A 23,590-nucleotide genomic window follows, 5' to 3' on the forward strand; every position below is an offset into this window, starting at 1 on the left:
TACCCATGGACCGTCAGCTCGATTCGTTGTTTCCTGCCGCCGAGAACATCCCCGAGGCGTGGCGCCTGGGCGAGCCACTCGAGCAACGCGACTACCTGGTGAACGGTGAGCTGCGCCGCTGGGACGGCCCACTGGCCACCGTGCGCAGCCCGGTCTGGCTCAGGGACGGCGACAGCGAGCGCCAGGTCATCCTTGGCAGCGCCCCGCTGCTCGACGCCGACACGGCCCTGACCGCACTCGATGCCGCCGTACAGGCTTATGACAAGGGCCGCGGGGTGTGGCCGAACATGCGCGTTGCCGAACGCATCCAGCATGTCGAAACCTTCCTGGCACGCATGCGCGAACAGCGCCAGGCGGTGGTCAAGCTGCTGATGTGGGAGATCGGCAAGAACCTGAAGGACTCCGAAAAGGAATTCGACCGCACCTGCGATTACATCGTAGATACCATCAACGCCCTCAAGGACCTTGACCGCCGCTCCAGCCGCTTCGAGCTCGAGCAAGGCACCCTCGGCCAGATCCGCCGCGCGCCACTGGGCGTGGCGCTGTGCATGGGCCCCTACAACTACCCCCTGAATGAAACGTTCACCACGCTGATCCCGGCCCTGATCATGGGCAACACCGTGGTGTTCAAACCGGCGAAGTTCGGCGTGCTGCTGATCCGCCCGCTGCTCGAAGCCTTCCGCGACAGCTTCCCAGCTGGCGTGATCAACGTCATTTATGGCCGTGGCCGCGAGACGGTCAGCGCCTTGATGGCCAGCGGCAAGGTGGATGTATTCGCCTTCATCGGTACGCACAAGGCCGCCAGCGACCTGAAGAAGCTGCACCCACGCCCACACCGCCTGCGCGCCGCACTGGGGCTTGACGCCAAGAACCCGGGCATCGTGCTGCCGCAGGTCGACCTGGATAACGCCGTTGAAGAAGCGGTAACCGGCGCGCTGTCGTTCAACGGCCAACGCTGCACGGCGCTGAAAATCCTGTTCGTGCATGAGGATGTGGTCGACGCGTTCCTCGACAAGTTCAAGCGCAAGCTTGCCGCGCTTAAACCAGGCATGCCGTGGGAGCCAGGCGTGGCCCTGACCCCACTGCCGGAACCGGGCAAGGTGGACTACCTCGACGGCTTGGTGGCCGACGCCACGGCCAAGGGCGCGCAGGTGCTGAATGAAGGCGGTGGGCACAGCCGCGGCTCGTTCTTCTACCCCGCCCTGCTCTACCCGGTCAGCAGCGACATGCGCGTGTACCACGAGGAACAGTTCGGCCCGCTGGTGCCGGTGGTGCCTTACCGCGACCTGCAGACGGTGATCGACTACGTGCTGGACTCCGACTATGGCCAGCAGCTGAGCCTGTTCGGCAACGACCCGCAGACCATCGGCAGCCTGGTCGATATCTTCGCCAACCAGGTGGGCCGCATCAACCTCAACGCCCAGTGCCAGCGCGGCCCGGACACCTACCCTTTCAACGGCCGCAAGAACAGCGCCGAAGGCACGCTGTCGGTGCATGACGCCCTGCGCGTGTTCTCCATCCGCACACTGGTCGCAACCCGGTTCCAGGAGGCCAACAAAGAACTGATCAGCGAAATCATCCGCAACCGGCAATCGAGTTTCCTCACCACCGATTACATCTTCTGATGCCGCCGTGGTTATAGACATTTGGTCTAGCGTGCGTGTCGATCTTCCGCTTTGCTAAACGACTCTATGCAACAGGGGCGCATATCGCGCCCCTCATGCATCCCCGGCAAAGGAGATTCGAACATGGCAGCCAAACCCATCCCCGAAGGCCAGCACAGCATCACCCCTTACCTGGGTATAAAGGATGCCGCCCGGGCCATCGAGTTCTACAAGCAAGCCTTTGGCGCAGTCGAGATGTTCCGCCTCGAAGGCCCTGACGGCCGTGTCGGCCACGCCGAACTGAAGATCGGCGATTCGTCGTTGATGCTCGCCGACCCGTGCGACATGGAAGGTGGCCTCACCGCCAGCCAGTCACTCAATGGCGTCGCCGTCGGCCTGCACCTGTACGTCGAGGACTGCGACAAAGTCTACGCCCAGGCCCTCGCCGCCGGCGCCACGCAATTGCACGAGGTAAAAGACCAGTTCTACGGCGACCGCAGCGGCACGCTGAAAGACCCGTTCGGCAATATGTGGTTCGTCTCCACCCACAAAGAGGACCTCAGCCCAGAAGAAATCCGTGCCCGCGCTGCCAAGATGTTCGGTGGTAACTGAACGGCAAGTTGAAAGCGGCGCGACTTTGCTTGAAGCTTGTGGCTCGTAGCTTGGAGCTGCTTCATGCGAATCATCGACAAAACCGCCGCGCAGGTCCGTAGCCTGACCCCGGCCGAGGAGGAACTGCTGCAGGCATTTGCCGCGGGCACCCTCGTCGGCCCCCGCCTGCTGCAGGCCAACCAGTTATTGATGAGGGTGCGCAGCGCCAACCACTGGCTGGCCTGCGATTGCCGCAAGGATGCCCTGCCGGTACTGAATGTCACCCTCAATGGCAGCACCGGCACCTTGTTTCTCAAGAACAACCCCGGCACCGCCGAGCATGCGCCGGGGTGCCCGTTCACCAAGGACGAGCGCGAGGCGGCCGAGCGCGAGCAAGACCCCGCCCCGCCCGCCGCCTGGCTGCCCCCCGACACCGCGCTGCGCCTGCTGGGTGATTTCCGCAAGGCCAGCGACAGCGCTGGCGGCGCCCCTGACGGCAGCGAGCGCCGGGAGCAGCAGCGTCTGCTGTCGCTGCTGTTGACCTGGATCGAAACCAGTGGCTTGAACCTCTACGCCACGCACCTGAAAAAAGACCTCACCAGCCAGTTTGCCGAACTGCGCAGCGTCGCCAGCCGTTACCCGCTGCTCGAGCGCGTGCCCGCCAGCAACTACCTGGAAACCCGGCTGGACATGAAGCACATGCTGATGCTCAAGGCCCGCCTGCGCGAGGCCACGGTGTTCGGCAACCACCGCCGCCATGGCCTGATGCTCGATTGCGTCGACCAGATCAAGGGCCGCAAGGTGTTCAATAATCGCAGCGAGGATGGCTTCGACTTCCAGGGCCATCATCTGTATTGGGGCGGCAGCCGGACGTCCGGGCCGCTGCTGGCACTGGCGCTGTATTCGCCGACCACGGCGGGCAGTCATTTCTACGAACTGATCCACGTGGCCAGCGTGCCGGTGCTGTCACGCGCTCACCTGTTCCCGGTGTACCGCGACGAAGAGCGTGAGCCGCTCAAAGCGCTGGTGTCGTTGATCGACTGGATGGCCAGCAAGGGTGTCAAGGTGCAGATGCGCCGGCCGGTGATTGGCGGCCAGGTGATGGATGAGCTGGTGCTGACCTCGGATCAGGACCGGGTGCTGTCGGTGTCGCTGCTCGAGCAGCCGGTGGGGCCGGAGCCGGATGCCGAGAACTTCAAGCGGTATGCGGATTTCAAGAGCCTGGAGACCTTCCGCAAGTTTGTGGCCGGGTTCTTCATGCGCGAGCGCTGATCAAGATACGCTGCCTCCCTGTGGCAGCGGCCTTGTGTCGCGATAGGGCTGCAAAGCAGCCCCGATAATTCACGCAGTCCCGCTAGTGCGCGGTTACCCAAGAAACAACGCGTACGCCGGGTTATCAGTCTCATCCCAATACCGGTACCCCATCTCATCCAGCGCCTGCGGCAACCTGGCCTGCTCGTCCGCCGGCACTTCCAGCGCAGCAAACACCCGCGCTTCGGCCGCGCCATGGTTGCGGTAATGGAACAGGCTGATGTTCCAGCGCTTGCCCAACCGCTCCAGGAACCCTAACAGCGCCCCCGGCCGCTCGGGGAATTCGAAGCGCAGCACGCGCTCATCCGCCCCCGGCGCCGCATGCCCGCCCACGGTATGGCGCACATGCAGTTTGGCCAGCTCGTTGTCGGTCAGGTCGAGTACGCTGTAGCCCTGTTCGGCCAGGCTGGCCAGCAACTTTTCACGCGGGTCGTGCAGCGGGTGCGTCTGCACGCCTACGAACAGCCGCGCTTCCTTGCCCGGGTAATAGCGGTAGTTGAACTCGGTGATCTGCCGCTTGCCCAGCGCCTGGCAGAAGGCGCGGAAACTGCCGGGTTGCTCGGGGATGGTCACGGCGATGATCGCCTCACGCTGCTCACCCAGCTCGGCGCGCTCGGCCACATGGCGCAGGCGGTCGAAGTTGACGTTGGCGCCGGAATCGATGGCCACCAGGGTCTGGCCCTGCACGCCTTCGCGCGCCACGTACTTCTTGATGCCGGCTACCGCCAGGGCGCCTGAGGGCTCGGTGATGGAGCGGGTATCGTCGTAGATGTCCTTGATCGCCGCGCACAGCTCGTCGCTGCTGACAGTCAACACCTCATCGACAAAGTGCCGGCACAGTTCAAAGCAATGGGCTCCGACCTGGGCCACCGCCACGCCGTCGGCAAAGGTGCCGACCTGCGGCAGAATCACCCGTTCGCCGGCGGCCATGGCGGCCTGCAGGCAGTTGGAATCTTCCGGCTCGACACCGATCACCTTCACCTCGGGGCGCAGGTACTTCACATACGCGGCAATCCCCGCCACCAGCCCACCGCCACCGACCGGCACGAAGATCGCGTCCAGCGCACCTGGCTGCTGACGCAGGATTTCCATGCCTACCGTGCCCTGGCCGGCGATCACATCCGGGTCGTCAAACGGCGGCACGAAGGTCGCGCCCTCGCTGTCGGCCAGGGTCAGCGCATGGGCCAGCGCATGCGGGAAGCTTTCACCGTGCAGCACCACATGGCCACCCCGCGAACGCACACCTTCGACCTTCAGCGATGGCGTGGTGGTGGGCATCACGATGGTGGCTTTCAGGCCCAGATGCGAAGCCGCCAGGGCCACGCCTTGAGCATGGTTGCCCGCCGATGCGGTAATCACACCCCGCTCGCGCTGGGCCGTGGTCAGCCGCGACAGCCGGGTGTAGGCACCGCGGATCTTGAACGAGAACGTGGGTTGCAGGTCTTCGCGCTTGAGCAGCACCTGGTTGCCAAGGCTGGCAGACAGTGCCGGTGCTGCTTGCAGGGGCGTCTCGATGGCCAGGTCGTACACCGGCGCAGACAAGATGCGCCGCACCTGCTCCGACAACAGTTGCTGCGGGCTGAGCGGGGTACGTGGGCTGACGTTGAGGCTGGTCATCGGTGCAACTCCTTGGCTGTTTTCGCGTTGCCCAGGAGTCGAAGAGTAAAAACCCGCCTCCAGGGCGGGTTTGGTGCACGTACGCGCTAGCCCGCCAAACTGATAATGGCGGTAATAATAATGGCGTTCACGTGCAGGAAAGTGTTCATGGGGTGGGAACTTATCCCGCTACGGGCGGGCGTGTCAACACTTGGCCTGTTGGGCAGACAGCGGCACATCGAACACCTTGTCGAAGCCCCACTGGAACACGAAGGCATAGACGAAGAAGAACACGAACAGTGCCAGGTTGGTCAGCAGCGCCGCCCACAGGCTGACATCCAGCCAGTACGCCACCAGCGGCAACAGCAGCACCACCAGCCCGCCTTCGAAACCCAGCGCGTGCAACAGCCTGCGCATAAAGGTGCGTTCACGTTGTTGCTGGCGGGCTTCCCAGCGCTCGAAGGCCCAGTTGAAGGCCATGTTCCAGCTCATGGCGATGCCCGACATCAGAATCGACAGCACCGCCGATTGCGCCATGCCGGCACCGAACGCCAGCTCCAGCGCCGGCGCCACGCAGGCCACGGCGATGGCCTCGTAGAGGATGGCCTGGACGATCTTGCGGGCCTTGCCTTGCATGGTTGGGTCTCCTGTATGTGCTTGCCATGGCATTTTCATCGTTTTTGAGATCGAGCGCCGCCCGCGCGGCGCATCGCGGCTGAAGCCGCTCCTACATTTGTTGCAACGTACCATGGCCTGTAAGGCCATCGTTGTTCGCCTTGGTGCATGGCTGAAGCCTTGTGTGGGGCCGGCCGCGCCAGCCGATAAACCCCGTCATGCTAACAAGGCTGGCAACTATGACCTATCAGGCCATGGCACGTTGCAACAAATGTAGGAGCGGGCTTGCCCGCGATGCGCCGCGCGGGCGGCGCTCGATCTGCGCATCACCTCCACACCCAAGCCAGGCGTCTCCCGAACCTCACACCGATTCCAGCCCCCCACATTGGACAACCCCTCCCCCGGCTGCTTGTATCTATCCCTTGCAAGCAACGCGAATTCGTACAACTTCGTCCAGGGAATCGTACGAGGAGCAAGACGATGGCAAACACCGTCATGATGATATTCGGTACCCGCCCAGAAGCGATCAAGATGGCCCCTCTGGCCAGGGTATTGCGCGAATGGCCGGACATCGACCTGCATATCTGCTCCACCGGCCAGCACCGCGAGATGCTCGAGCAGGTGCTCACCGCGTTCGGCCTGAGCGTCGATCAGGACCTCAAGGTGATGACCCAGAACCAGACCCTCAACGGGCTGGCCCGTGACCTGCTGGACAAGATCGACAAGGCGTTCGAGAAGGTCAACCCGGATATCGTGCTGGTGCACGGCGACACCACCACCAGCTTCATTGCAGGCCTTGCAGCCTTCCACCGGCACATCCCCATCGGCCACGTCGAAGCGGGGTTGCGCACCGGTAACCTGCAGCAACCCTGGCCCGAGGAGGCCAACCGGCGCCTGACCGGGGTGATCGCCGACCTGCACTTCGCCCCCACCCGCAAAGCCCGCGACAACCTGCTGCGTGAAGGCGTACCGCTGAAGCACATCGAAGTCACCGGCAATACCGTTATCGATGCCCTGCTGTGGATGCGCGAATACCTGGCCCAAACAGCCTGGCACCCCTCGGCCGACTCACCCCTGCACACCCTGCGCGACGACCAGCGCATGGTGCTGATCACGGGCCATCGCCGGGAAAACTTCGGCGCCGGCTTCGAACGCATCTGCCTGGCCCTGGCCGAATTGGCCCTGCGCTACCCCGACGTGCAGTTCGTCTACCCCGTGCACCTCAACCCGCAGGTACAGAAGGCCGTCTACGGCCTGCTTTCCGGCCGTGACAACATCCATTTGGTGGCGCCGCAGGATTATCAGCATTTTGTCTGGCTGATGAACCGCGCCTACATCATCCTCACCGACTCCGGTGGCGTGCAGGAAGAAGCCCCCGCGCTGGGCAAGCCCGTGCTGGTACTGCGCAAGGTGACCGAGCGCCCGTCGGTGCTCGAAGGCGGCACGGTCAAGCTGGTCGGCACCCAGGCCGAGCGTATCGTCAAGGAAACCAGCCAGCTGCTTGACGATGAACAAGCCTACACGCGCATGGCCCGGGTATTCACGCCGTTCGGCGAGGGCCACGCCAGCGAGATCATCGCCGAACGCTTGAGCCTCTGGTTCGACGAAACCACCCGTCAACAGGGTGACGCATGAGCCTGGCTTTCGTCGACTTCCTCACCTATGTGCTGTTCGGCCTGAAGATCCTGGCCATCATCCTTGCCACCTTGATGTTCCTGCTCGGCCTCGATGACCTGTTCATCGACCTGTGCTACTGGTGCCGCAAGGTGGTGCGGCAAGTGCGCATCTACGACAAGTACGAAAAGGCTGACGAAAAACGCCTGTTCGAAGTGCCGGAAAAACCGCTGGCGATCATGGTCCCGGCCTGGAACGAAGTGGGTGTGGTCGGCGAAATGGCGCGCCTGGCGGCCTCGACCATCGACTACGAGAACTACCAGATCTTTGTCGGCACCTACCCCAACGACCCGCAAACCCAGGCCGACGTCGACGCCGTGTGCCTGCACTACCCCAACGTGCACAAGGTGGTCTGCGCGCGCCCCGGCCCGACCAGCAAAGCCGACTGCCTGAACAACATCATCGATGCCATCCTGCGTTTCCAGGACGACGCACGCATCGAGTTCGCGGGGTTCATCCTGCACGACGCCGAGGACGTTATCTCGCCCATGGAGTTGCGGCTGTTCAACTACCTGCTGCCGGCCAAGGACATGATCCAGATCCCGGTGTACCCCTATGCGCCGGAATGGAAAGGCTTCACCGCGGGGCACTATGTGGACGAATTCGCCGAAAACCATGGCAAGGACGTGATCGTGCGCGAAGCCCTCACCGGCCAGGTGCCCAGCGCAGGCGTCGGCACTTGCTTCAGCCGCCGCGCCATCAGCGCACTGCTCGAAGACGGCGACGGCATCGCCTTCGACGTGCAGAGCCTCACCGAAGACTACGACATCGGTTTTCGCCTGAAGCAAAAAGGCATGAAGTGCATCTTCGCCCGCTATTCGGTGACCGACCCGGCGCTGGCGCTCAAGCACGACTGGCGCTGGGGGATGAGCCGCGAGTTCTCCCAGGTGATCTGCGTGCGCGAGCACTTCCCGCGCGACTGGCAGCACGCCATTCGGCAGAAGTCGCGGTGGATCGTCGGCATTGTGTTCCAGGGCACCAGCAACCTCGGCTGGAGCCGCACGGGCGCACTCAACTACTTCCTCTGGCGGGACCGGCGCGGCCTGTTCGCCTACCTGCTGAGTTTTCTCGTCAACCTGTTGCTGCTGGTGTTGCTGGCCATGTGGCTGGTGACGGTGATCGCGCCGCAGTCCTGGCGTTTCATGTCGATCCTCAGTGACAGCTGGCTGCTCACCACCCTGCTCTGGCTCAACGGCCTGATGCTGATCAACCGGCTGTTCCAGCGCGGCTGGTTCGTTACTCGCTATTACGGCATCGGCGAGGGGCTGCTGTCGGCACCGCGCATGATGTGGAGCAACTTCGTCAATTTCTTCGCCAACCTGCGCGCGCTGCGCCAGGTCATGGAGATGGGCGACTCGCGCCGGGTAGCCTGGGACAAGACCACCCACGAGTTCCCCGCCCTCGCCTCGCCGGCCCGCACGCCACTGGGCCACCGCCTGGTCGAGAAAGGCTACATCAGCGAACAACAGCTTGAGCAGGCCATCATCAGCCCGGTGCGCCGGCGCCTGGGCCGCGAGCTGTTGCTGCGCGGCTGGCTGACCAGCGAGCAGCTGGTGCAGACCCTGGCCGAGCAACTGGACATGCCTTGGGCGCCGCTCAACCCCTTCAAGCTCGACGCAGAGCTGATCGCCCAACTGCCGCGCCGCCTGGCCACCCATTACGGCGTGCTGCCGGTGGCGCAAGACGGCAGTACGCTGGTGCTGGCCAGCGAGAGCCCGGTCAGCCAGGTGTCGCTGGGGGTGATCAGCCGCCAGCTCAAACGGCCCGTCCGTTGCCGCCTGGCGCCCCAGGGCCGCGTCACCCTAGGGCTGCGCTTGCACTACCCCAGCCCTTGGCAGCACGCCGAGACCCAGCAGATGCTCAAGGTGCTCGAACTCCACCAGGACAATGCCGAGCTGATCGAACAGGTCAGCACTCACCAGGTCATGCTCGGTACCCTGCTGCAGGTGCGCGGCATGGTTCCGCCGACCTTGTTCAACCAGGCACTGATCGACTTCGACCCCGAGCAGCAGAGCCTTGGCGAGCACCTGATCGCGCGCGGCATCATCACCGAGCACGTGCTGCAGCAGGCGCTCGCCGAGCAGGCCAGCGAACAGCAGGCCGCCTTTGACCTGATCAGGGAGGTGGCATGAAGCCGCGTTTCACCCTCACCTTCACCGGCCTGTTGCTGTGCTCCACCGCCCTGCCCACCCTGGCCGCGCCCATGACGGACTTTCAGCGTTTCACCAGCTACCCGTTCATGGAGCGCAGTTACCGCGAAGCGAAAAAGGACAACTGGGCCGAGGTCGAACGCCTCACCCGCCATGTGCTGGGCCGCGTGCCGAACAATGACGAGGCGCGCGCCTTGCTGGTGGAGGCGCTGGCCCACCAACGCCGCTACAAAGAGGCACAAGCCCTGGCCGAGCAACTCGATGGCCCCGAGCACACCGATGCCCTGCTGCAGCTGCGCCTGACCTGGATCGAACAGGACCCACCGCCCGCCAGCCAGGTGGAAAGCTGGCTGGCTACGGCCGACGGCATGCAGCGGGTACGGCTATGGCAGGCCTACAGCCTGAGCCTGGCCAAGTTCGGCGGTGCCGGCAAAGCCCTGCAATGGCTCAGCCAGTTACCACCCCGTGACGATGGCCAGGTGCTGCGCCTGGCCCGGGCCAATTTCGCCGAACAGTTGCGCAACTGGAAAGAGACCATCGAACAGCTCCAGCCCTTGGCCGAAAAAGGCCAGCTGCCGGCTGAAGACTGGCAGCGCCTGGCCAATGCGTATGTCCAGCAAGTGGATGAAAAGGGCCTGACACGGTTGCTGCAAAGCGCGCCCTCCCCTGAAGTCGCCAACCAGACACGGCTGGCCATGGCCAACCGGGCCATCGCCGTGGGCCATAACCAGCAGGCGCAACGCTGGCTGCAAACCCTCCCTGCCGAGCAGCTGCAACAGCCCGAACAACGCCAGCAACTGTGGGAACTGGCCCGTGAAGGCGACGATGCGACGTTGCTGCGGCGCCTGAGCAACGAACTGCAGCGCCCGTGCCTGGAAACGGTGGACTGGCTGTCTCGGCATGACCCGGAGGTCGCCCGCGACCAGTTCAAAGGCTGCCCCGCCGCCAGCGACCCGCGCGCCTACGCCATACTCAAGCAGCGCCTTTACGGCGACCCCGTGCAACCGCCACAACCACGCACGGCCGCCGAGTGGGAGCAACGCTACCGCCAGAGCGGTGACCTGGCCGCACTTGAACAGGCAACCTTCCTGCTGGTACAGCAGGGCCACAGCGAACGTGCACGAAGCCTTCTTGAGCAGGCCTACGATCGCCGTCAGGGCCGGCTGACGCCCTCGCTGCTGCAGCGCCTGGGCAATTTTTACGCGCGTAACGACGGGCCGCTGGACAGCCAACGGATGTTGGGCCTGATCCCACGCGTCGATACCCAAACACGCGCCCAACTGCTCGGGCGCCTGGCCGAAGCCGGCCAGTGCAACGCCGTACACCAGGCTGTCCCTGCCAACCCAAGCGAAGCCGGGCAGTACCGCGCCCTGGGCCGTTGCGCCATGCCCGAGCAGCCCGGTGCAGCAGTGGTCTACTACCAGGCCGCTGAACGCCTGGGCGACAGCGGCAACCGCCTACCGCTGGCCTACGCCCTGGAGGCCGCCGGCGACTCCACAGCCGCCCTGCCGATCTGGCGCAGCCTGCCCGACAGCGCCTGGACCGACAACGCCCGCCTGACGGCCGCCGCTGGCGCCTTGCACGCAGGCGACCCACAGGCCGCGCGCCGCTACTGGGACGCCGCTGCGCACAACAACGCCGACGACTGGGCCCTAGGCGCCGCCATCGCCCAGCGCCAGGGCGACCTGCAGGCAGCGCTTGGCTTCCAGCGTCAGGCCCTGGCGCACAACCCGCGCGCCGACCACTACTACGCAGCCGCCAGCACCGCGCAACTGGCCGGCGACAGCGCCCAGGGCACGGCCTGGCTGGCCGAGGCGGTACGCCTGGCGCCGGACCAGCCCCGCTACCGCGCCGACTACGGCATGCGTTTGGCCGGTTCGCCCGACAAGGCCCAGCGCCGCCAGTCGATCCCTTACCTGCAAAGCGCCACGCGCGATTTTCCGGAGGACTACCGCCTCGGCGAAACCCTCGCCCTGCGTTACGACGAAGCCGAAGACAGCGCCTCTGCCCGCCGCGAGCTGCGCCGGATCATCGACGTAGAGCAGCACCTGGTCGACGGTGACGATGAATATGGCAGCCTCGATGCGCGCAAGTACCGCCAGCGACGCGCTCACGAAACCCTGTCGCGGCGCGACAGCGTCACCCTGGCCAGCACCTGGTCGCCAGCCGGCACCTCGACCAACGACAAATTCCTCGATACCGGCCAGCGCAGCGGCAGTGCTCGCCGGGCACAGTCGCAGAACGTGCAGTTGGCCATGTGGGACCACGCACTGGGCGAGGAGCCCAGCCGCAATGGCAGCACCTTGTCGGTGTACGGCCGCGTGCTTTTCGGCGGCCAGAGCCGCACCGACTACGCGCAAAGCATGGGCACTGGCGTCGGCCTGCGCTACAAGCCGCTGGGCCAGGCCAACCTCAACCTGTATGCCGAGCTGTATCACCAACGCCAGATCGACGCCGAGCATTACAGCGGGCTGAGCCTTGGCGAGCTGCTGAGCCCGGCCAAGGTCGGTAGCAATTGGGGCGATTTGCGCCACAACGCCGAATCGAGCAACGACTTGCTGTTGCGCGCGACGGCCTCATTCCTCGACCAAGGCGACTGGCGTAACGACTGGCGTGTTGACGAGGACGACTGGAACGAGCGCTTTCTGTACCTGGACGCCGCCTGGTGGACCCGCGCCGGCGACCATGCCTGGTTGTCGCGCTACCAGCAGGGGCATGCCTGGAAGCTGCCTGGCACCTCGCCGCAAACCCTGATGCCTTATGGCTTCCTCGAATTTGCCAGCCAGGACCCGAGCAATGACTGGCGCCAGGACGCCCGGGCAGGCGTGGGTGTGCGTTGGCAATGGTGGTTCGACGACGACCGTTACAACGCCTACCGCGGCTCGCTGAAAGTGCGCGCCGAGTACCAGCAGTCGCTGGGTGGCAACCTCTACGAGCGCGCCAACGGCGTGCTGGTGGGCGCGGAGATGACCTTCTGATGCGTACCTTCCTGGCAATCTGCATGCTTGCCCTGTGCCTGCCGGCCATGGCCGACCAGCGGCTGTTCTACCAACCCCTGAACCGCGACGCCGCGGTCAGCCCAGCCCAGTGGCAGCAACTGTGGCGCGCCACCGCAGCGCACGGCGGCAAGACCCTGATCGTGCAGTGGAGCGCCTACGGTGACAGCGATTTCGGCGGCGCCCAGGGCTGGCTGGCCAACAGCCTGCGCGAAGCCCGCGCGCAGGGGTTGGAGCTGGTGCTCGGCTTGTACATGGACCCGGCCTATTACCAGCGCCTCGAAGCGCTCGATGGAGATGGCCTGGACAGCTACTGGAAAGCGCAGCTGGGCCGCTCACTGAGCCAGTACCAGCAGGTGCGCAAGGAATGGAACCTGGAGGTAGCCGGCTGGTACCTGCCGATGGAGCTGGACGATCTGCACTTTCGTGACCACACACGCCGTGAAGCACTGTACGGCCAGTTGCAGGCGTTCAACCGGCAGTTGGACAAGCCGCTGCACATCAGTGCGTTCAGTGCCGGCACGCTGGCACCGCGGGTCAACGCCGCGTGGTTGGAACAACTGGTGGGGTTGGGTTTGACTGTGTGGTGGCAGGACGGTGCCGGGACCGGGCGGTTGCCGCCTTTGGTGCGCCAGGGGTACGAACAGGCCTTGCCGTGCAGGGTCGGGGTGGTGCGTGAGGCGTTTCGCCAGGTAAGCGCGCCAGGGCAGGCGTTTCGGGCCGAGCCGGCCACTCCCAGGCTGACGGGTGGGTGCCATGCCGAAGCGGTGTTTGCCCTGCGCTACCGGCCGTGGGCTCGGGGTATCCTGCCGCAGAATTGAGTCGCCTGTTCGGGCCTCATCGCGGGCAAGCCCGCTCCTACAGGTCGACCACCGCCCTTAGGTCAGCAATTATCCCGTAGGAGCGGGCTTGCCCGCGATGAGGCCAGCACGCCAAAGCACTCCTCAACAGGGCCAGATGAATGTTCAAGACCATCGAGGAATATGTGCGCCAGCAAGTGGCCCCCGCAGCCCTGCGCGCCGAATTTCGCCAGCATGAATACGACACCGCTCGACGCTTCTGCCAACTGATCTTCTGCCTTAGCATCGCTGTGTGGTTGCTCTTCGACCTGATGGTCAGCTACCTGGGCAACCAAGGTTTCACCTGGCTTTCAGGCCTGTTTCTGGCGCTGATGTGCTGCCTCACCGTGGTCCTGGGTTTTACCCGCAAGACCCACCACTTCGACGTGCTCAACCTGCTGTTCATAGCCGTCATCACCTTGGGCATGCGCCTGGTCATCGAAGGCATCCCGATCGCCCTTCGCCCGGTCTGGCTGGTGCTCGGCACCTCCACCGTGCTGTACAGCGTCTCGGTACTGCCGGTACGGCGCTGGTCGTTCTTCTGCGCCATGGCCATCACCTGGGCGATGCTGAATCCGTTCTACGACACCAACATCGACCTGGACGACCTCGAGGCAGCCATGTTGCTGAGCTACGCGGTGTTCCTCAGCGGCCTGGTGATCTACAGCTACCTGCGCATCCGCCAGGCCAAGCTGCACAATTTCTACATGTCCAAGTTGCTGCTGGAACAGGCCTACGTCGATGTGCTCACCGAAATCCCCAACCGCCGCTCGTTCATGGCCAAGGCTCAACGCCAATTACAGCAGGCACCACCTGGGCAGTGGCTAGCGATGATCGACATCGACAATTTCAAGAAGGTCAACGACCGCTTCGGGCATGATGTCGGCGATGAAGTGCTCAAGCGTGTGGCCGTGCACATAAAAGCATCGATGGCGGGCCATGAGTTCGCAAGGCTCGGCGGCGAGGAATTTGCGATCTTCCTCCACGGGCTGGATCAGCAAGCCGCCGAGCGGCAGGTTGAATCGTTGTGCAAGCGGGTGCGCGAAGACCTGGGTGCGCACCCGGTGACGATCAGCATCGGGCTGGCCGAGCTGGGCAGCGCAGATACCCTGACCATGGCGCTGGTCAAGGCCGACCAGGCGCTGTACGAGGCCAAGCACACCGGCAAGGACCGCTTTGTGCTGTGGACTAGCCGGCTGGCAGCCGAATCCTGAACTGCGCCCCACCCAGCGCTGACTGCGCCACGGTGAGCGTTCCGCCCTGGCCCTCGATGGCCCGCCGGCTGATCGCCAGGCCCAGGCCGAAGCCGCCGGTATTGCGGTCGCGGCTGCGGTCCAGGCGGTAGAACGGCTGGAAGATCCGCTCGCGCTCCTGCACCGGGATGCCGATGCCGTCGTCCTCGACGGTCAGCAGGCAGGCGCCGTCCGCTTCCAGGCGCAAGCGCAGCAGCAGGCTCTGGTCGCAATAGCGCATGCCGTTGCGCACCAGGTTCTGCACCGCGCGGGCGGTCAGCCGTGGGTCGAGCACGAAGCGTGGCAGATCGCCTTCGGCGCGCACCTCCCACTGGATGCCACGGCTGTCGAGTTCTTCGGCAAAGCCGCCGAGCACGCTGTCGACCAGTTCCAGCAATGACACCTCCACCCGCTCGCGGGCCTGGTCGGCGTTGTACAGCCGGCTGTATGACAGCAGCTCGAGCACCAGTTCGTCCAGCTCACGCACATGCCCGACCAGCTCCAGCAGGCGCTTGCGGCTGCTGGGCGGCACTTCGTCAAACAACAGCACCAGGCCGAAATCCAGCCGCGTGAGCGGCGTGCGCAGTTCATGGGACACCGCATTGAGCAGCTCGCGCTGCTGGTTGACGTGGCGCTCCAGGTCGCTGGCCATGGTGTCGAATACCCCGGCCAGCTCACCGATGTTCGAATGCGGCGAGATATGCGTGCGCTCGGCCATCTGCCCCTGGCCCAGGCGCCTGGCGGTTTCCTTGAGGCGCTCCAGGTCACGCCAGTGCGGCCATACCCACAGCAGCAGGCAGCCGAGCATGGCGGCGCCGATCAGCACCGTCACGCCCCACGACAGCACATTGATGTCCAGGGGGTCTGGCGGCGCGTGCAGGCTCACCAGCCAGCCTTGTTCCAGCGGGGCCAGCACGGTTTGGTAATAACCCCAGTCGCCGATGCGCACTGCGTACAGGCCGTGCTCCAGGCGTGCCTGCTCCTGCGGGCTCAAACCGGCCTGGTCGGTGCGCAGCAGCGTCACCTGCAGCGGCGCGAATACCTTGGCCAGGTCCTGCTCGACCGCAGGCCACTGCTCGCGCGGGGCCTGGCGGAACTGGCGGACGATCAGCGATTGCACACCCTTGGCCTGGTCCAGGTTGTAGGCCATGAAGCGGTCATGGAACAGGCCGACGATGGTGTCCGGGATCAACAGCAGCGCACCGGCGTAAGCGACGATGATCACCAGGTACAGGCGCACCAGAATCTTCAGCATGCGGTATCAGCACTCCCATTCGACGCGGCTGAACAAGTAGCCCTTGCCCCACACGGTCTTGATCTTGCGCGCCTCGCCGGCGCTGTCGTCGAACTTGCGGCGCAGCTTGGAGATGGCCACGTCCACCGAGCGGTCGGTGCCGTTGAACTCGATGCCACGCAATTGCTGGAGGATGCGGTCGCGGCTGAGCACTTCGCCGGCATTGCGGGCCAGCACCACCAGCAGGTTGTACTCGCCGCTGGACAGTTCCACCTCTTCGCCGCGCCAGCTGACCACGCGCTCGGCCAGGTCGATACGCAAACCGCCGACCAGGATCTGTTCGCTATCCAGGCGCGGCTCGTGCACGCTGCTGCGGCGCAGCAAGGTGCGTACACGTGCCAGCAGCACCCGCGGCTCGCAGGGCTTGGTCACGTAATCGTCGGCGCCCATCTCCAGGCCCAGCACCTGGTCGTGGCTGTCGTCGCGGGCCGTGAGCATCAGGATCGGCAGGCTTTGTGATTCCTGGCGCAGCAGGCGGCAAACCTGCAGGCCGTCGATGCCCGGCAGCATCAGGTCGAGGATGACCAGGTCCGGTTTGTCCTGGCGGAACGCCTCCAGCACATGATCGCCCCGGGCGATCACCCGCACATGGAAGTCATTGCGTTGCAGGTAGCTGGCAATCAGCTCGGACAGGGCACTGTCGTCTTCGACCAGAAGAAGGTTTGGCATAAGCGCTTGGACACAAGGGGAAAGACCGGCAGGATATAGAATCCCGCCCGCAGACAGGATTGTTCTTCACACTTTTTCACACTCGCCCTACACAGCTTAACAGGCGCTCAGGCAACCTCTGCCTTAGCATACGCACGGTCATCATCGGAAGATCCGTATGCCTATCATATTTACCCATCGCCTGCGCCCTTTGGCGCTTCTGGCACTGCTTACCCTGTCCCTGGCCGGTTGTGGCGACGACGCCGAGCAGGACGAGCAGGCACCCACGCCCCACGTCGGGGTAGAAACCCTGCAGTTGCAGCCGCTGGCGATCAGCGCCGAGCTGAGCGGGCGCATTCTGGCCCCGCGCACGGCCGAAGTGCGTGCGCGGGTCGCCGGCGTGGTGCTCAAGCGTGTTTACCGCGAGGGCAGCGACGTCAAGCAAGGCGACGTGCTGTTCCTCATCGACCCGGCGCCGTTCAAAGCCGACCACGACAGCGCCCGGGCCACCCTGGCCAAGGCCCAGGCCAACCTGTACCAGGCGCGCCTGCAGGAACAGCGCTACCGCGACCTGGTCGATGACAAGGCCGTCAGCCGCCAGGAATACGACAACGCCCGGGCCGCCTTCCTTCAGGCTGACGCCGAAGTGGCCGAGGCCAAGGCTGCACTGGAGCGGGCTCGCCTGAACCTGGGCTACGCCACCGTCACGGCGCCGATCGCCGGGCGCATCGGCCGCGCGCTGGTCACCGAAGGTGCCCTGGTGGGGCAGAACGAGACCACGCCGCTGGCCACCATCCAGCAACTGGACCCGATCCATGCCGACGTCACCCAGTCGACCCGCGAGCTCAACACCCTGCGCCGCGCCTTGCGCGCGGGCGAACTGCAGCAGGCCGGCAACGGCGAGGCGCGCGCCACGTTGATCCAGGATGACGGCAGTGCCTACCCGTTGCCCGGCAAGTTGTTGTTCTCCGACATCAGCGTCGACCCGAGCACCAACCAGATCACCCTGCGCAGCGAGTTCCCCAACCCGAACCTCGACCTGCTGCCCGGCAGCTATGTGCGCGTACGCCTGGAGCAGGCCGTGCAGCCCAAGGGCATCAGCGTGCCGCAGCGCGCAATCCTGCGCGACAGCGCTGGTGTACCGAAGGTGCTGGTGGTCGACGTGCAGGCGCGCATCAGCGAACGCCAGGTGGTCCTCGGCAACGCCCAGGGCGACCGCTGGATCGTCAGCGAAGGCCTTGCAGCCGGTGACCGCGTGGTGGTCGAAGGCCTGCAGCACGTCAAGGCCGGTGACCAGGTGCAGGTCGACGCCAGCCAGAACACCCAGCCCATCGCCCAGCACAACGGCCAATGAGGGCCTGACCCATGCCGCAATTCTTCATCGACCGCCCGGTGTTCGCCTGGGTGGTCGCGTTTTTCATCCTGCTGGCCGGCGCGCTGGCCATCCCGCAGTTGCCGGTGGCCCAGTACCCCAACGTGGCGCCGCCGCAGGTGGAAATCTATGCCGTGTACCCGGGCGCCTCGGCGGCGACCATGGACGAGAGCGTGGTCAGCCTGATCGAGCAGGAGCTCAACGGCGCCGACAACCTGCTGTACTTCGAGTCGCAGAGCAGCCTGGGTAGCGCCACCATCACCGCCACCTTCGAACCGGGTACCCACCCCGACCTGGCCCAGGTCGATGTTCAGAACCGTCTCAAGGTGGTCGAGTCGCGCCTGCCGCGCCCGGTCACCCAGCAGGGCCTGCAGGTGGAAAAGGTCTCCACCGGCTTCCTGCTGCTTGGCACCCTGACGTCCGAGGACGGCACGCTCGACGAAACCGCGCTGTCGGACATTCTGGCGCGCAATGTGATGAACGAAATCCGCCGCCTCAAGGGCGTCGGCAAGGCTCAGCTGTACGGTTCCGAGCGGGCCATGCGTATCTGGATCGACCCGGCCAGGCTGATCGGTTTCAACCTGACGCCCAATGACGTGGCCGAGGCCATCGCTGCGCAGAACGCCCAGGTCGCACCCGGCAGCATCGGCGACCTCCCCGCCCGCAGCACCCAGGAGATCACCGCCAACGTGGTGGTCAAAGGCCAGCTGAGCACCCCTGAGGAGTTTGCCGCGATCGTGCTGCGGGCGAACCAGGACGGCTCGACGGTGACCATCGGCGATGTTGCCCGGGTCGAGATCGGCGCCCAGGAATACCAGTACGGCACGCGCCTGAACGGCAAGCCGGCCAGTGCCTTCAGCGTGCAGCTGGCGCCGGGCGCCAACGCCATGGAAACCGCCACGCTGGTGCGGGCGAAGATGCAGGAGCTGACGCGCTACTTCCCCGAAGGGGTCAAGTACGACATCCCTTACGACACCTCGCCGTTCGTCAAGGTGTCGATCCAGCAGGTCATCAGTACCTTGTTCGAAGCCATGCTGCTGGTGTTCGCGGTGATGTTCCTGTTCTTGCAGAACCTGCGCTACACGCTGATCCCGACCCTGGTGGTGCCGGTGGCGCTGATGGGCACCTTCGCCGTCATGCTGGCGCTGGGCTTCTCGGTCAACGTGCTGACCCTGTTCGGCATGGTGCTGGCCATCGGCATCCTGGTGGACGACGCCATCGTGGTGGTGGAAAACGTCGAGCGGATCATGGCCGAAGAAGGCCTGCCGCCCAAGGAGGCCACGCGCAAGGCCATGGGCCAGATCAGCGGCGCCATTGTCGGCATCACCCTGGTGCTGGTGGCGGTGTTCCTGCCCATGGCGTTCATGAAGGGTTCGGTGGGCGTCATCTACCAACAGTTCTCGCTGTCGATGGCGGTGTCGATCCTGTTCTCGGCGTTCCTGGCCCTGAGCCTGACGCCGGCCCTGTGCGCTACCCTGCTCAAGCCCCTGGCCAAGGGCGAGCACCACGAGCGCACAGGGTTCTTTGGCTGGTTCAACCGGCGTTTCGAGGCCATGAGCAACGGCTACGAGCGCTGGGTCGTCAACGCCCTCAAGCGCAGCGGTCGTTACCTGCTGGTGTACGGCGTGCTACTGGCCGTGCTGGGTTATGGCTTCAGCCAACTGCCCACGGCGTTCCTGCCCACCGAGGACCAGGGCTACACCATCACCGACATCCAGCTGCCGCCGGGTGCCAGCCGCATGCGCACCGAGCAGGTGGCCGCGCAGATCGAGGCGCATAACGCCGAAGAGCCTGGCGTTGGCAACACCACGGTGATCCTCGGGTTCAGCTTCTCGGGCAGTGGGCAGAACGCCGCACTGACCTTCACCACCCTGAAGGACTGGTCCGAACGCGGCGCCGACGACAGTGCCCAATCGATTGCCGACCGCGCCAGCGCAGCGTTCTCGCAGATCAAGGATGCGGTGGCGTTCTCGGTGCTGCCGCCGCCCATCGACGGCCTGGGTGAATCCACCGGGTTCGAGTTCCGCCTGCAGGACCGCGGCGGCATGGGCCATGCCGCGCTGATGGCCGCCCGCGACGAACTGCTGGCCGGTGCCCGCAAGAGCAAGATACTGGTCAATGTGCGCGAGTCATCGCTGGCCGAAAGCCCGCAGGTGCAGCTGGAGATCGACCGCCGCCAGGCCAACGCGCTGGGCATCTCGTTTGCCGATATCGGCGCGGTGCTGGACACCGCGGTGGGCTCCAACTACGTCAACGACTTCCCCAACCAGGGCCGCATGCAGCGGGTGGTGGTGCAGGCCGAAGGCGACCAGCGCAGCCAGGTCGAGGACTTGCTGAAAATCCACGTGCGCAACAGCAGCGGCAAGATGGTCCCGCTGGCTGCCTTCGTCCAGGCCAAGTGGGTCAGCGGCCCGGTGCAGCTGACCCGCTACAACGGCTACCCGGCCGTGTCGATTTCCGGCGAGCCGGCGGCCGGCTACAGCTCGGGCGACGCCATGGCCGAGGTTGAACGCCTGGTCGCGCAGTTACCGGCCGGCGCTGGCCTGGAATGGACGGGCCTGTCGCTGCAGGAACGCCTGTCCGGCAGCCAGGCGCCGCTGCTGATGGCGTTGTCGCTGCTAGTGGTGTTCCTATGCCTGGCGGCGCTGTACGAAAGCTGGTCGATCCCCACCGCCGTGCTGCTGGTGGTGCCGCTTGGCGTGCTGGGTGCGGTGCTGGCGGTAACCCTGCGCGGCATGCCCAACGACGTGTTCTTCAAGGTCGGCCTGATCACCCTGATCGGCCTGTCGGCGAAGAACGCCATCCTCATCATCGAGTTCGCCAAGAGCCTGGTGGACCAAGGTGTGGACGCGGTCGACGCCGCCATCCAGGCTGCCCGCCTGCGCCTACGGCCGATTGTCATGACTTCGCTGGCGTTCATCCTCGGCGTGGTGCCATTGGCCATCGCCACTGGTGCCAGCTCGGCAAGCCAGCAGGCGATCGGTACCGGGGTAATCGGCGGGATGCTCAGCGCCACCTTGGCGGTGGTGTTCGTGCCGGTGTTCTTTGTGGTGGTGATGCGTTTGGCTGAGCGCCGCCGCAAACCGGACGCGGTCGACGCTCAAAACGCAGGCGTCTGATACAGCCAGTGGGGCTGCCTGGCAGCCCCATTGCTCCATCACTTACGCGATTTGGGTGCTTTGCTTTCCATCTCGCCGTCCCGTACAGCCTCTTTCAAACCTTTGCCGGGTGTGAACTTGACCTGAGTGGCAGCAGCAATCTCCATGGGGGCGCCGGTTCGTGGATGTCGGCCCATGCGCGCTGGACGTTGCGCGGGCTTGAAATTCCCAAACCCCACCAGTGAGATTTTCTTACCTCCGGCCAGTGATGTAGAAACAGCCTCTAAAAAGGCATCGACGGCTATTCGAGCCGCCATCTTGGTCACTTCGGTTTTAGCTGCGACGGCATCTATCAATTCTTGCTTGTTCAATCCAAGTCTCCTTGTCGTACATCAATGCGCCGGTACAGGTGCCGGAGCGACACCCCATTTGAAGGGGGATCGGCCAATCGACACAACTGGCAAAAATGTCAGGTCAACCCTTGCCGGACAGCCTGGACAATTGCGCTGCAGCGTGGGAGGGTGCGGTCCTTGAACATCAGGAACCGACACGATGACCAGCTCCCTGCCCCCCTTCTCTGCACTGATCCTCGCCGGTGGCCGCGGCCAGCGCATGGGTGGGCGTGACAAAGGTTTGGTGCCATGGCGGGGCGAACCCCTGGTGGCACATGTGCAACAGGTGGTGCGGGCGCTGAGCGATGATGTGGTGATTTCCTGCAACCGCAACCAGGACCTTTATCGCCCGTTTGCCAATCAGTTGGTGTCCGATCCCGAAGCGGACTCCCCGGGGCCGTTGGCCGGTGTAATTGCAGGACTGACGGTAGCCCGGCATGAGTGGGTGGTGGTGCTGGCCTGTGATGCACCACTGATTGAGCTAGGTTTGATCGAGAGTTTGCTGCAGCTGGCGGTAGCTAATGACAGTGCTGCCATGGTGCGCCAGGGTGGGTATTGGCAGCCGATGTTCAGCGTGCTGCCGCGCAGGTTGCTGCCGGTGCTTGAGCAGGCCTGGGCGGCGGGTGAGCGGAGTTTGCAAAAGGCGCTGTTGCTTGAGCCGGTGCAAGGTTTGGAGTGTGCCGAGGATGATCAGCGATTGAGCAATTTCAATAGCCCCGACTTGCTGCAGGGTTGAGCTGTAGTTGATGCCACCGGCCCCTACGCGGGGCAAGCCCGCTCCCACAGGCTCAGCGCTGTATCGAACATGGCGGTGGACCTGTGGGAGCGGGCTTGCCCCGCGAAGAGGCCAGCACCGGCAATACATCAACCGCCCGCCAGCTCCTCGACACTGATCTCGCGCATCCTGAACTTCTGCACCTTGCCCGTCACCGTCATCGGGAACTCATCGACAAAGCGGAAATGCCGGGGCACCTTGAAATGCGCGATGCGCGCCCTCGCCCACTCGCGCAGTAGCTCCTCAGTGACGGGATGCCCGGGGTGCAGCCGCACCCAGGCGACGATCACCTCGCCATACTTGCTGCACGGCACGCCGATCACCTGCACATCGGCCACCGCCGGGTGGGTGAAGAAGAATTCCTCAAGCTCCCGCGGGTAGATGTTCTCGCCACCGCGGATGATCATGTCCTTGCTGCGCCCGACAATGCGCACATACCCCTGCTCGTCCATCACCGCCAGGTCACCGGTGTGCATCCAGCCTTCATCGTCAATGCTTTCAGCGGTGGCCTTGGGGTTGTTCCAGTAGCCCAGCATCACGCTGTAACCCCGGGTGCACAGCTCGCCGATTTCGCCGCGCGGCACGCTGTTGCCGTCGGCATCGATCACCTTGTTCTCCAGCCGTGGCCGGGTGCGGCCGACACTGGTGACGCGCCGCTCCAGGTCGTCATTGACGCCGGTCTGCAATGACACCGGGCTGGTTTCGGTCATGCCGTCGGCGATCTGCACTTCGGCCATGTGCATCTCGTCGATCACCCGGCGCATCACCTCGATCGGGCAGGTGGCGCCGGCCATGATGCCGGTGCGCAGGCTCGACAGGTCGAAAGCGCCGCGCTGTGGGTGGTCCAGTTCAGCGATGAACATGGTCGGCACGCCATACAGGGCGGTGGCCTTTTCTTCAGCCACGGCGCGTAGCGTGGCCAGCGGGTCGAAAGCATCGTTGGGGTAGATCAGGGTGCTGCCGTGGTCGGGGTGGACTACATTTTCCATGCGGCGGCATTGAAACAGGTCCCTACCTGCAAGTCCCATTGCCCCGGTAAAGCATCGGCCGTGGGTTTGGCTTTCTGCCAGTCAGCCCAGGCCGCGTTTTCCAGCGGGAAGCGCTTGGCGAGCTCCGGCCCCACCGGCTTGAGGGCGATGTGCAGCCAGTCGCGGTCGCGTGCCTGGTCCTGGTATTCCAGCGATGGCCACTGGCTGAGGTGGAAGTTGACCAAACGCTCCATTCCTGGGCGGGCTGGCGCTGCAGAGCGACATGGGCAACGGCCGCAGATTTCGCCGATGATCGGGTCGAATTGCTCGACGGTATTAAGGCTACGCTCCGTGGCGTAGCGCACGCCATCGGTTTCGCTGGGGGACCATTATCAGTCAACCCTACCACTCGCACGCCCGATTAAAATCGGCACG

General features: G+C 64.7%; 16 protein-coding genes and 2 pseudogenes. 11 read left to right on the forward strand and 7 right to left on the reverse strand.

The features are described from left to right. Positions 1 to 5: 5 nt before the first annotated feature. From ACFY68_RS22790 to ACFY68_RS22800, 3 genes are all read left to right on the forward strand, one after another. Positions 6 to 1,625: an NADP-dependent glyceraldehyde-3-phosphate dehydrogenase gene (locus tag ACFY68_RS22790; RefSeq protein WP_387532025.1), complete on the forward strand. Its 1,620-nt coding sequence runs from the start codon at positions 6 to 8 to the stop codon at positions 1,623 to 1,625. A 123-nt stretch (positions 1,626 to 1,748) separates the two neighbouring features. Further along, positions 1,749 to 2,216, forward strand: a complete 468-nt coding sequence (locus tag ACFY68_RS22795; protein ID WP_387532028.1) for a VOC family protein — start codon at positions 1,749 to 1,751, stop codon at positions 2,214 to 2,216. 63 nt (positions 2,217 to 2,279) lie between these two features. Further along, positions 2,280 to 3,467 carry a hypothetical protein gene (locus ACFY68_RS22800; protein WP_387532030.1) on the forward strand — a complete coding sequence of 396 codons (1,188 nt, stop codon included), beginning with the start codon at positions 2,280 to 2,282 and terminating at the stop codon, positions 3,465 to 3,467. Positions 3,468 to 3,560: 93 nt separating this feature from the next. On the opposite strand, the gene ilvA is transcribed toward ACFY68_RS22800, so the two are convergent. Continuing rightward, positions 3,561 to 5,123, reverse strand: a complete 1,563-nt coding sequence (ilvA, locus tag ACFY68_RS22805; RefSeq protein ID WP_387532033.1) for a threonine ammonia-lyase, biosynthetic — start codon at positions 5,121 to 5,123, stop codon at positions 3,561 to 3,563. A 183-nt stretch (positions 5,124 to 5,306) separates the two neighbouring features. After that, complete coding sequence (locus ACFY68_RS22810; protein ID WP_387532036.1) at positions 5,307 to 5,738, reverse strand: PACE efflux transporter; 432 nt, start codon at positions 5,736 to 5,738, stop codon at positions 5,307 to 5,309. Between the two features lie 459 nt (positions 5,739 to 6,197). Between ACFY68_RS22810 and wecB the strand changes: the two genes are divergently transcribed. From wecB to ACFY68_RS22835, 5 genes are all read left to right on the forward strand, one after another. Then, the gene (gene wecB / locus ACFY68_RS22815; RefSeq protein WP_387532039.1) at positions 6,198 to 7,352 is read left to right on the forward strand and encodes a non-hydrolyzing UDP-N-acetylglucosamine 2-epimerase; all 1,155 of its coding nucleotides are present in this window, start codon (positions 6,198 to 6,200) and stop codon (positions 7,350 to 7,352) included. After that, positions 7,349 to 9,523: a cyclic di-3',5'-guanylate-activated glycosyltransferase NrfB gene (gene nrfB / locus ACFY68_RS22820; RefSeq protein WP_387532042.1), complete on the forward strand. Its 2,175-nt coding sequence runs from the start codon at positions 7,349 to 7,351 to the stop codon at positions 9,521 to 9,523. Before wecB ends, nrfB begins: the two co-directional genes overlap by 4 nt. Then, entirely contained in the window at positions 9,520 to 12,519 is a 3,000-nt protein-coding gene (locus ACFY68_RS22825; protein ID WP_387532045.1) for a phage receptor, read from the forward strand. The genes nrfB and ACFY68_RS22825 overlap by 4 nt, the downstream gene beginning before the upstream one ends. Next, positions 12,519 to 13,358, forward strand: coding sequence for a DUF4434 family protein (locus ACFY68_RS22830; RefSeq protein ID WP_387532048.1), 840 nt, complete (start codon positions 12,519 to 12,521; stop codon positions 13,356 to 13,358). Before ACFY68_RS22825 ends, ACFY68_RS22830 begins: the two co-directional genes overlap by 1 nt. Before the next feature lie 140 nt (positions 13,359 to 13,498). Beyond that, a complete protein-coding gene (locus tag ACFY68_RS22835) occupies positions 13,499 to 14,590 on the forward strand; it encodes a diguanylate cyclase domain-containing protein (RefSeq protein WP_387532051.1) in 1,092 nt (363 codons plus the stop codon). Here the strand turns inward: ACFY68_RS22835 and ACFY68_RS22840 are convergent. Further along, positions 14,565 to 15,863 (reverse strand): ATP-binding protein, encoded by a 1,299-nt coding sequence (locus ACFY68_RS22840; protein ID WP_387532054.1) that lies wholly within the window; start codon positions 15,861 to 15,863, stop codon positions 14,565 to 14,567. The two genes, ACFY68_RS22835 and ACFY68_RS22840, sit on opposite strands and share 26 nt — an antisense overlap. A 6-nt stretch (positions 15,864 to 15,869) precedes the next feature. Next, a complete protein-coding gene (locus tag ACFY68_RS22845; protein ID WP_346613211.1) occupies positions 15,870 to 16,571 on the reverse strand; it encodes a response regulator transcription factor in 702 nt (233 codons plus the stop codon). 157 nt (positions 16,572 to 16,728) lie between these two features. On the opposite strand from ACFY68_RS22845, the gene ACFY68_RS22850 reads away from it, so the two are divergent. Beyond that, on the forward strand, positions 16,729 to 17,904 hold the full coding sequence (locus ACFY68_RS22850; protein WP_387532058.1) for an efflux RND transporter periplasmic adaptor subunit: 1,176 nt from the start codon (positions 16,729 to 16,731) through the stop codon (positions 17,902 to 17,904). 11 nt (positions 17,905 to 17,915) lie between these two features. After that, positions 17,916 to 21,041: a multidrug efflux RND transporter permease subunit gene (locus ACFY68_RS22855; RefSeq protein WP_387532060.1), complete on the forward strand. Its 3,126-nt coding sequence runs from the start codon at positions 17,916 to 17,918 to the stop codon at positions 21,039 to 21,041. 38 nt (positions 21,042 to 21,079) lie between these two features. On the opposite strand, the gene ACFY68_RS22860 is transcribed toward ACFY68_RS22855, so the two are convergent. Continuing rightward, on the reverse strand, positions 21,080 to 21,391 hold the full coding sequence (locus tag ACFY68_RS22860) for an HU family DNA-binding protein (RefSeq protein WP_387532063.1): 312 nt from the start codon (positions 21,389 to 21,391) through the stop codon (positions 21,080 to 21,082). 181 nt (positions 21,392 to 21,572) lie between these two features. Here ACFY68_RS22860 and mobA point away from each other — a divergent pair, with 181 nt between their 5' ends. Beyond that, positions 21,573 to 22,148 (forward strand): molybdenum cofactor guanylyltransferase MobA, encoded by a 576-nt coding sequence (mobA, locus tag ACFY68_RS22865; RefSeq protein ID WP_387532066.1) that lies wholly within the window; start codon positions 21,573 to 21,575, stop codon positions 22,146 to 22,148. A gap of 128 nt (positions 22,149 to 22,276) precedes the next feature. Here the strand turns inward: mobA and ACFY68_RS22870 are convergent. Beyond that, positions 22,277 to 23,155: pseudogene (locus ACFY68_RS22870) on the reverse strand (AMP-binding protein); the annotation flags it as partial. A gap of 8 nt (positions 23,156 to 23,163) precedes the next feature. After that, positions 23,164 to 23,529, reverse strand: a pseudogene (locus ACFY68_RS22875) (hypothetical protein); the annotation flags it as partial. Positions 23,530 to 23,590 lie beyond the last annotated feature (61 nt).

This window comes from Pseudomonas sp. NPDC012596, assembly GCF_042902325.1.
Classification (GTDB): Bacteria; Pseudomonadota; Gammaproteobacteria; order Pseudomonadales; family Pseudomonadaceae; genus Aquipseudomonas.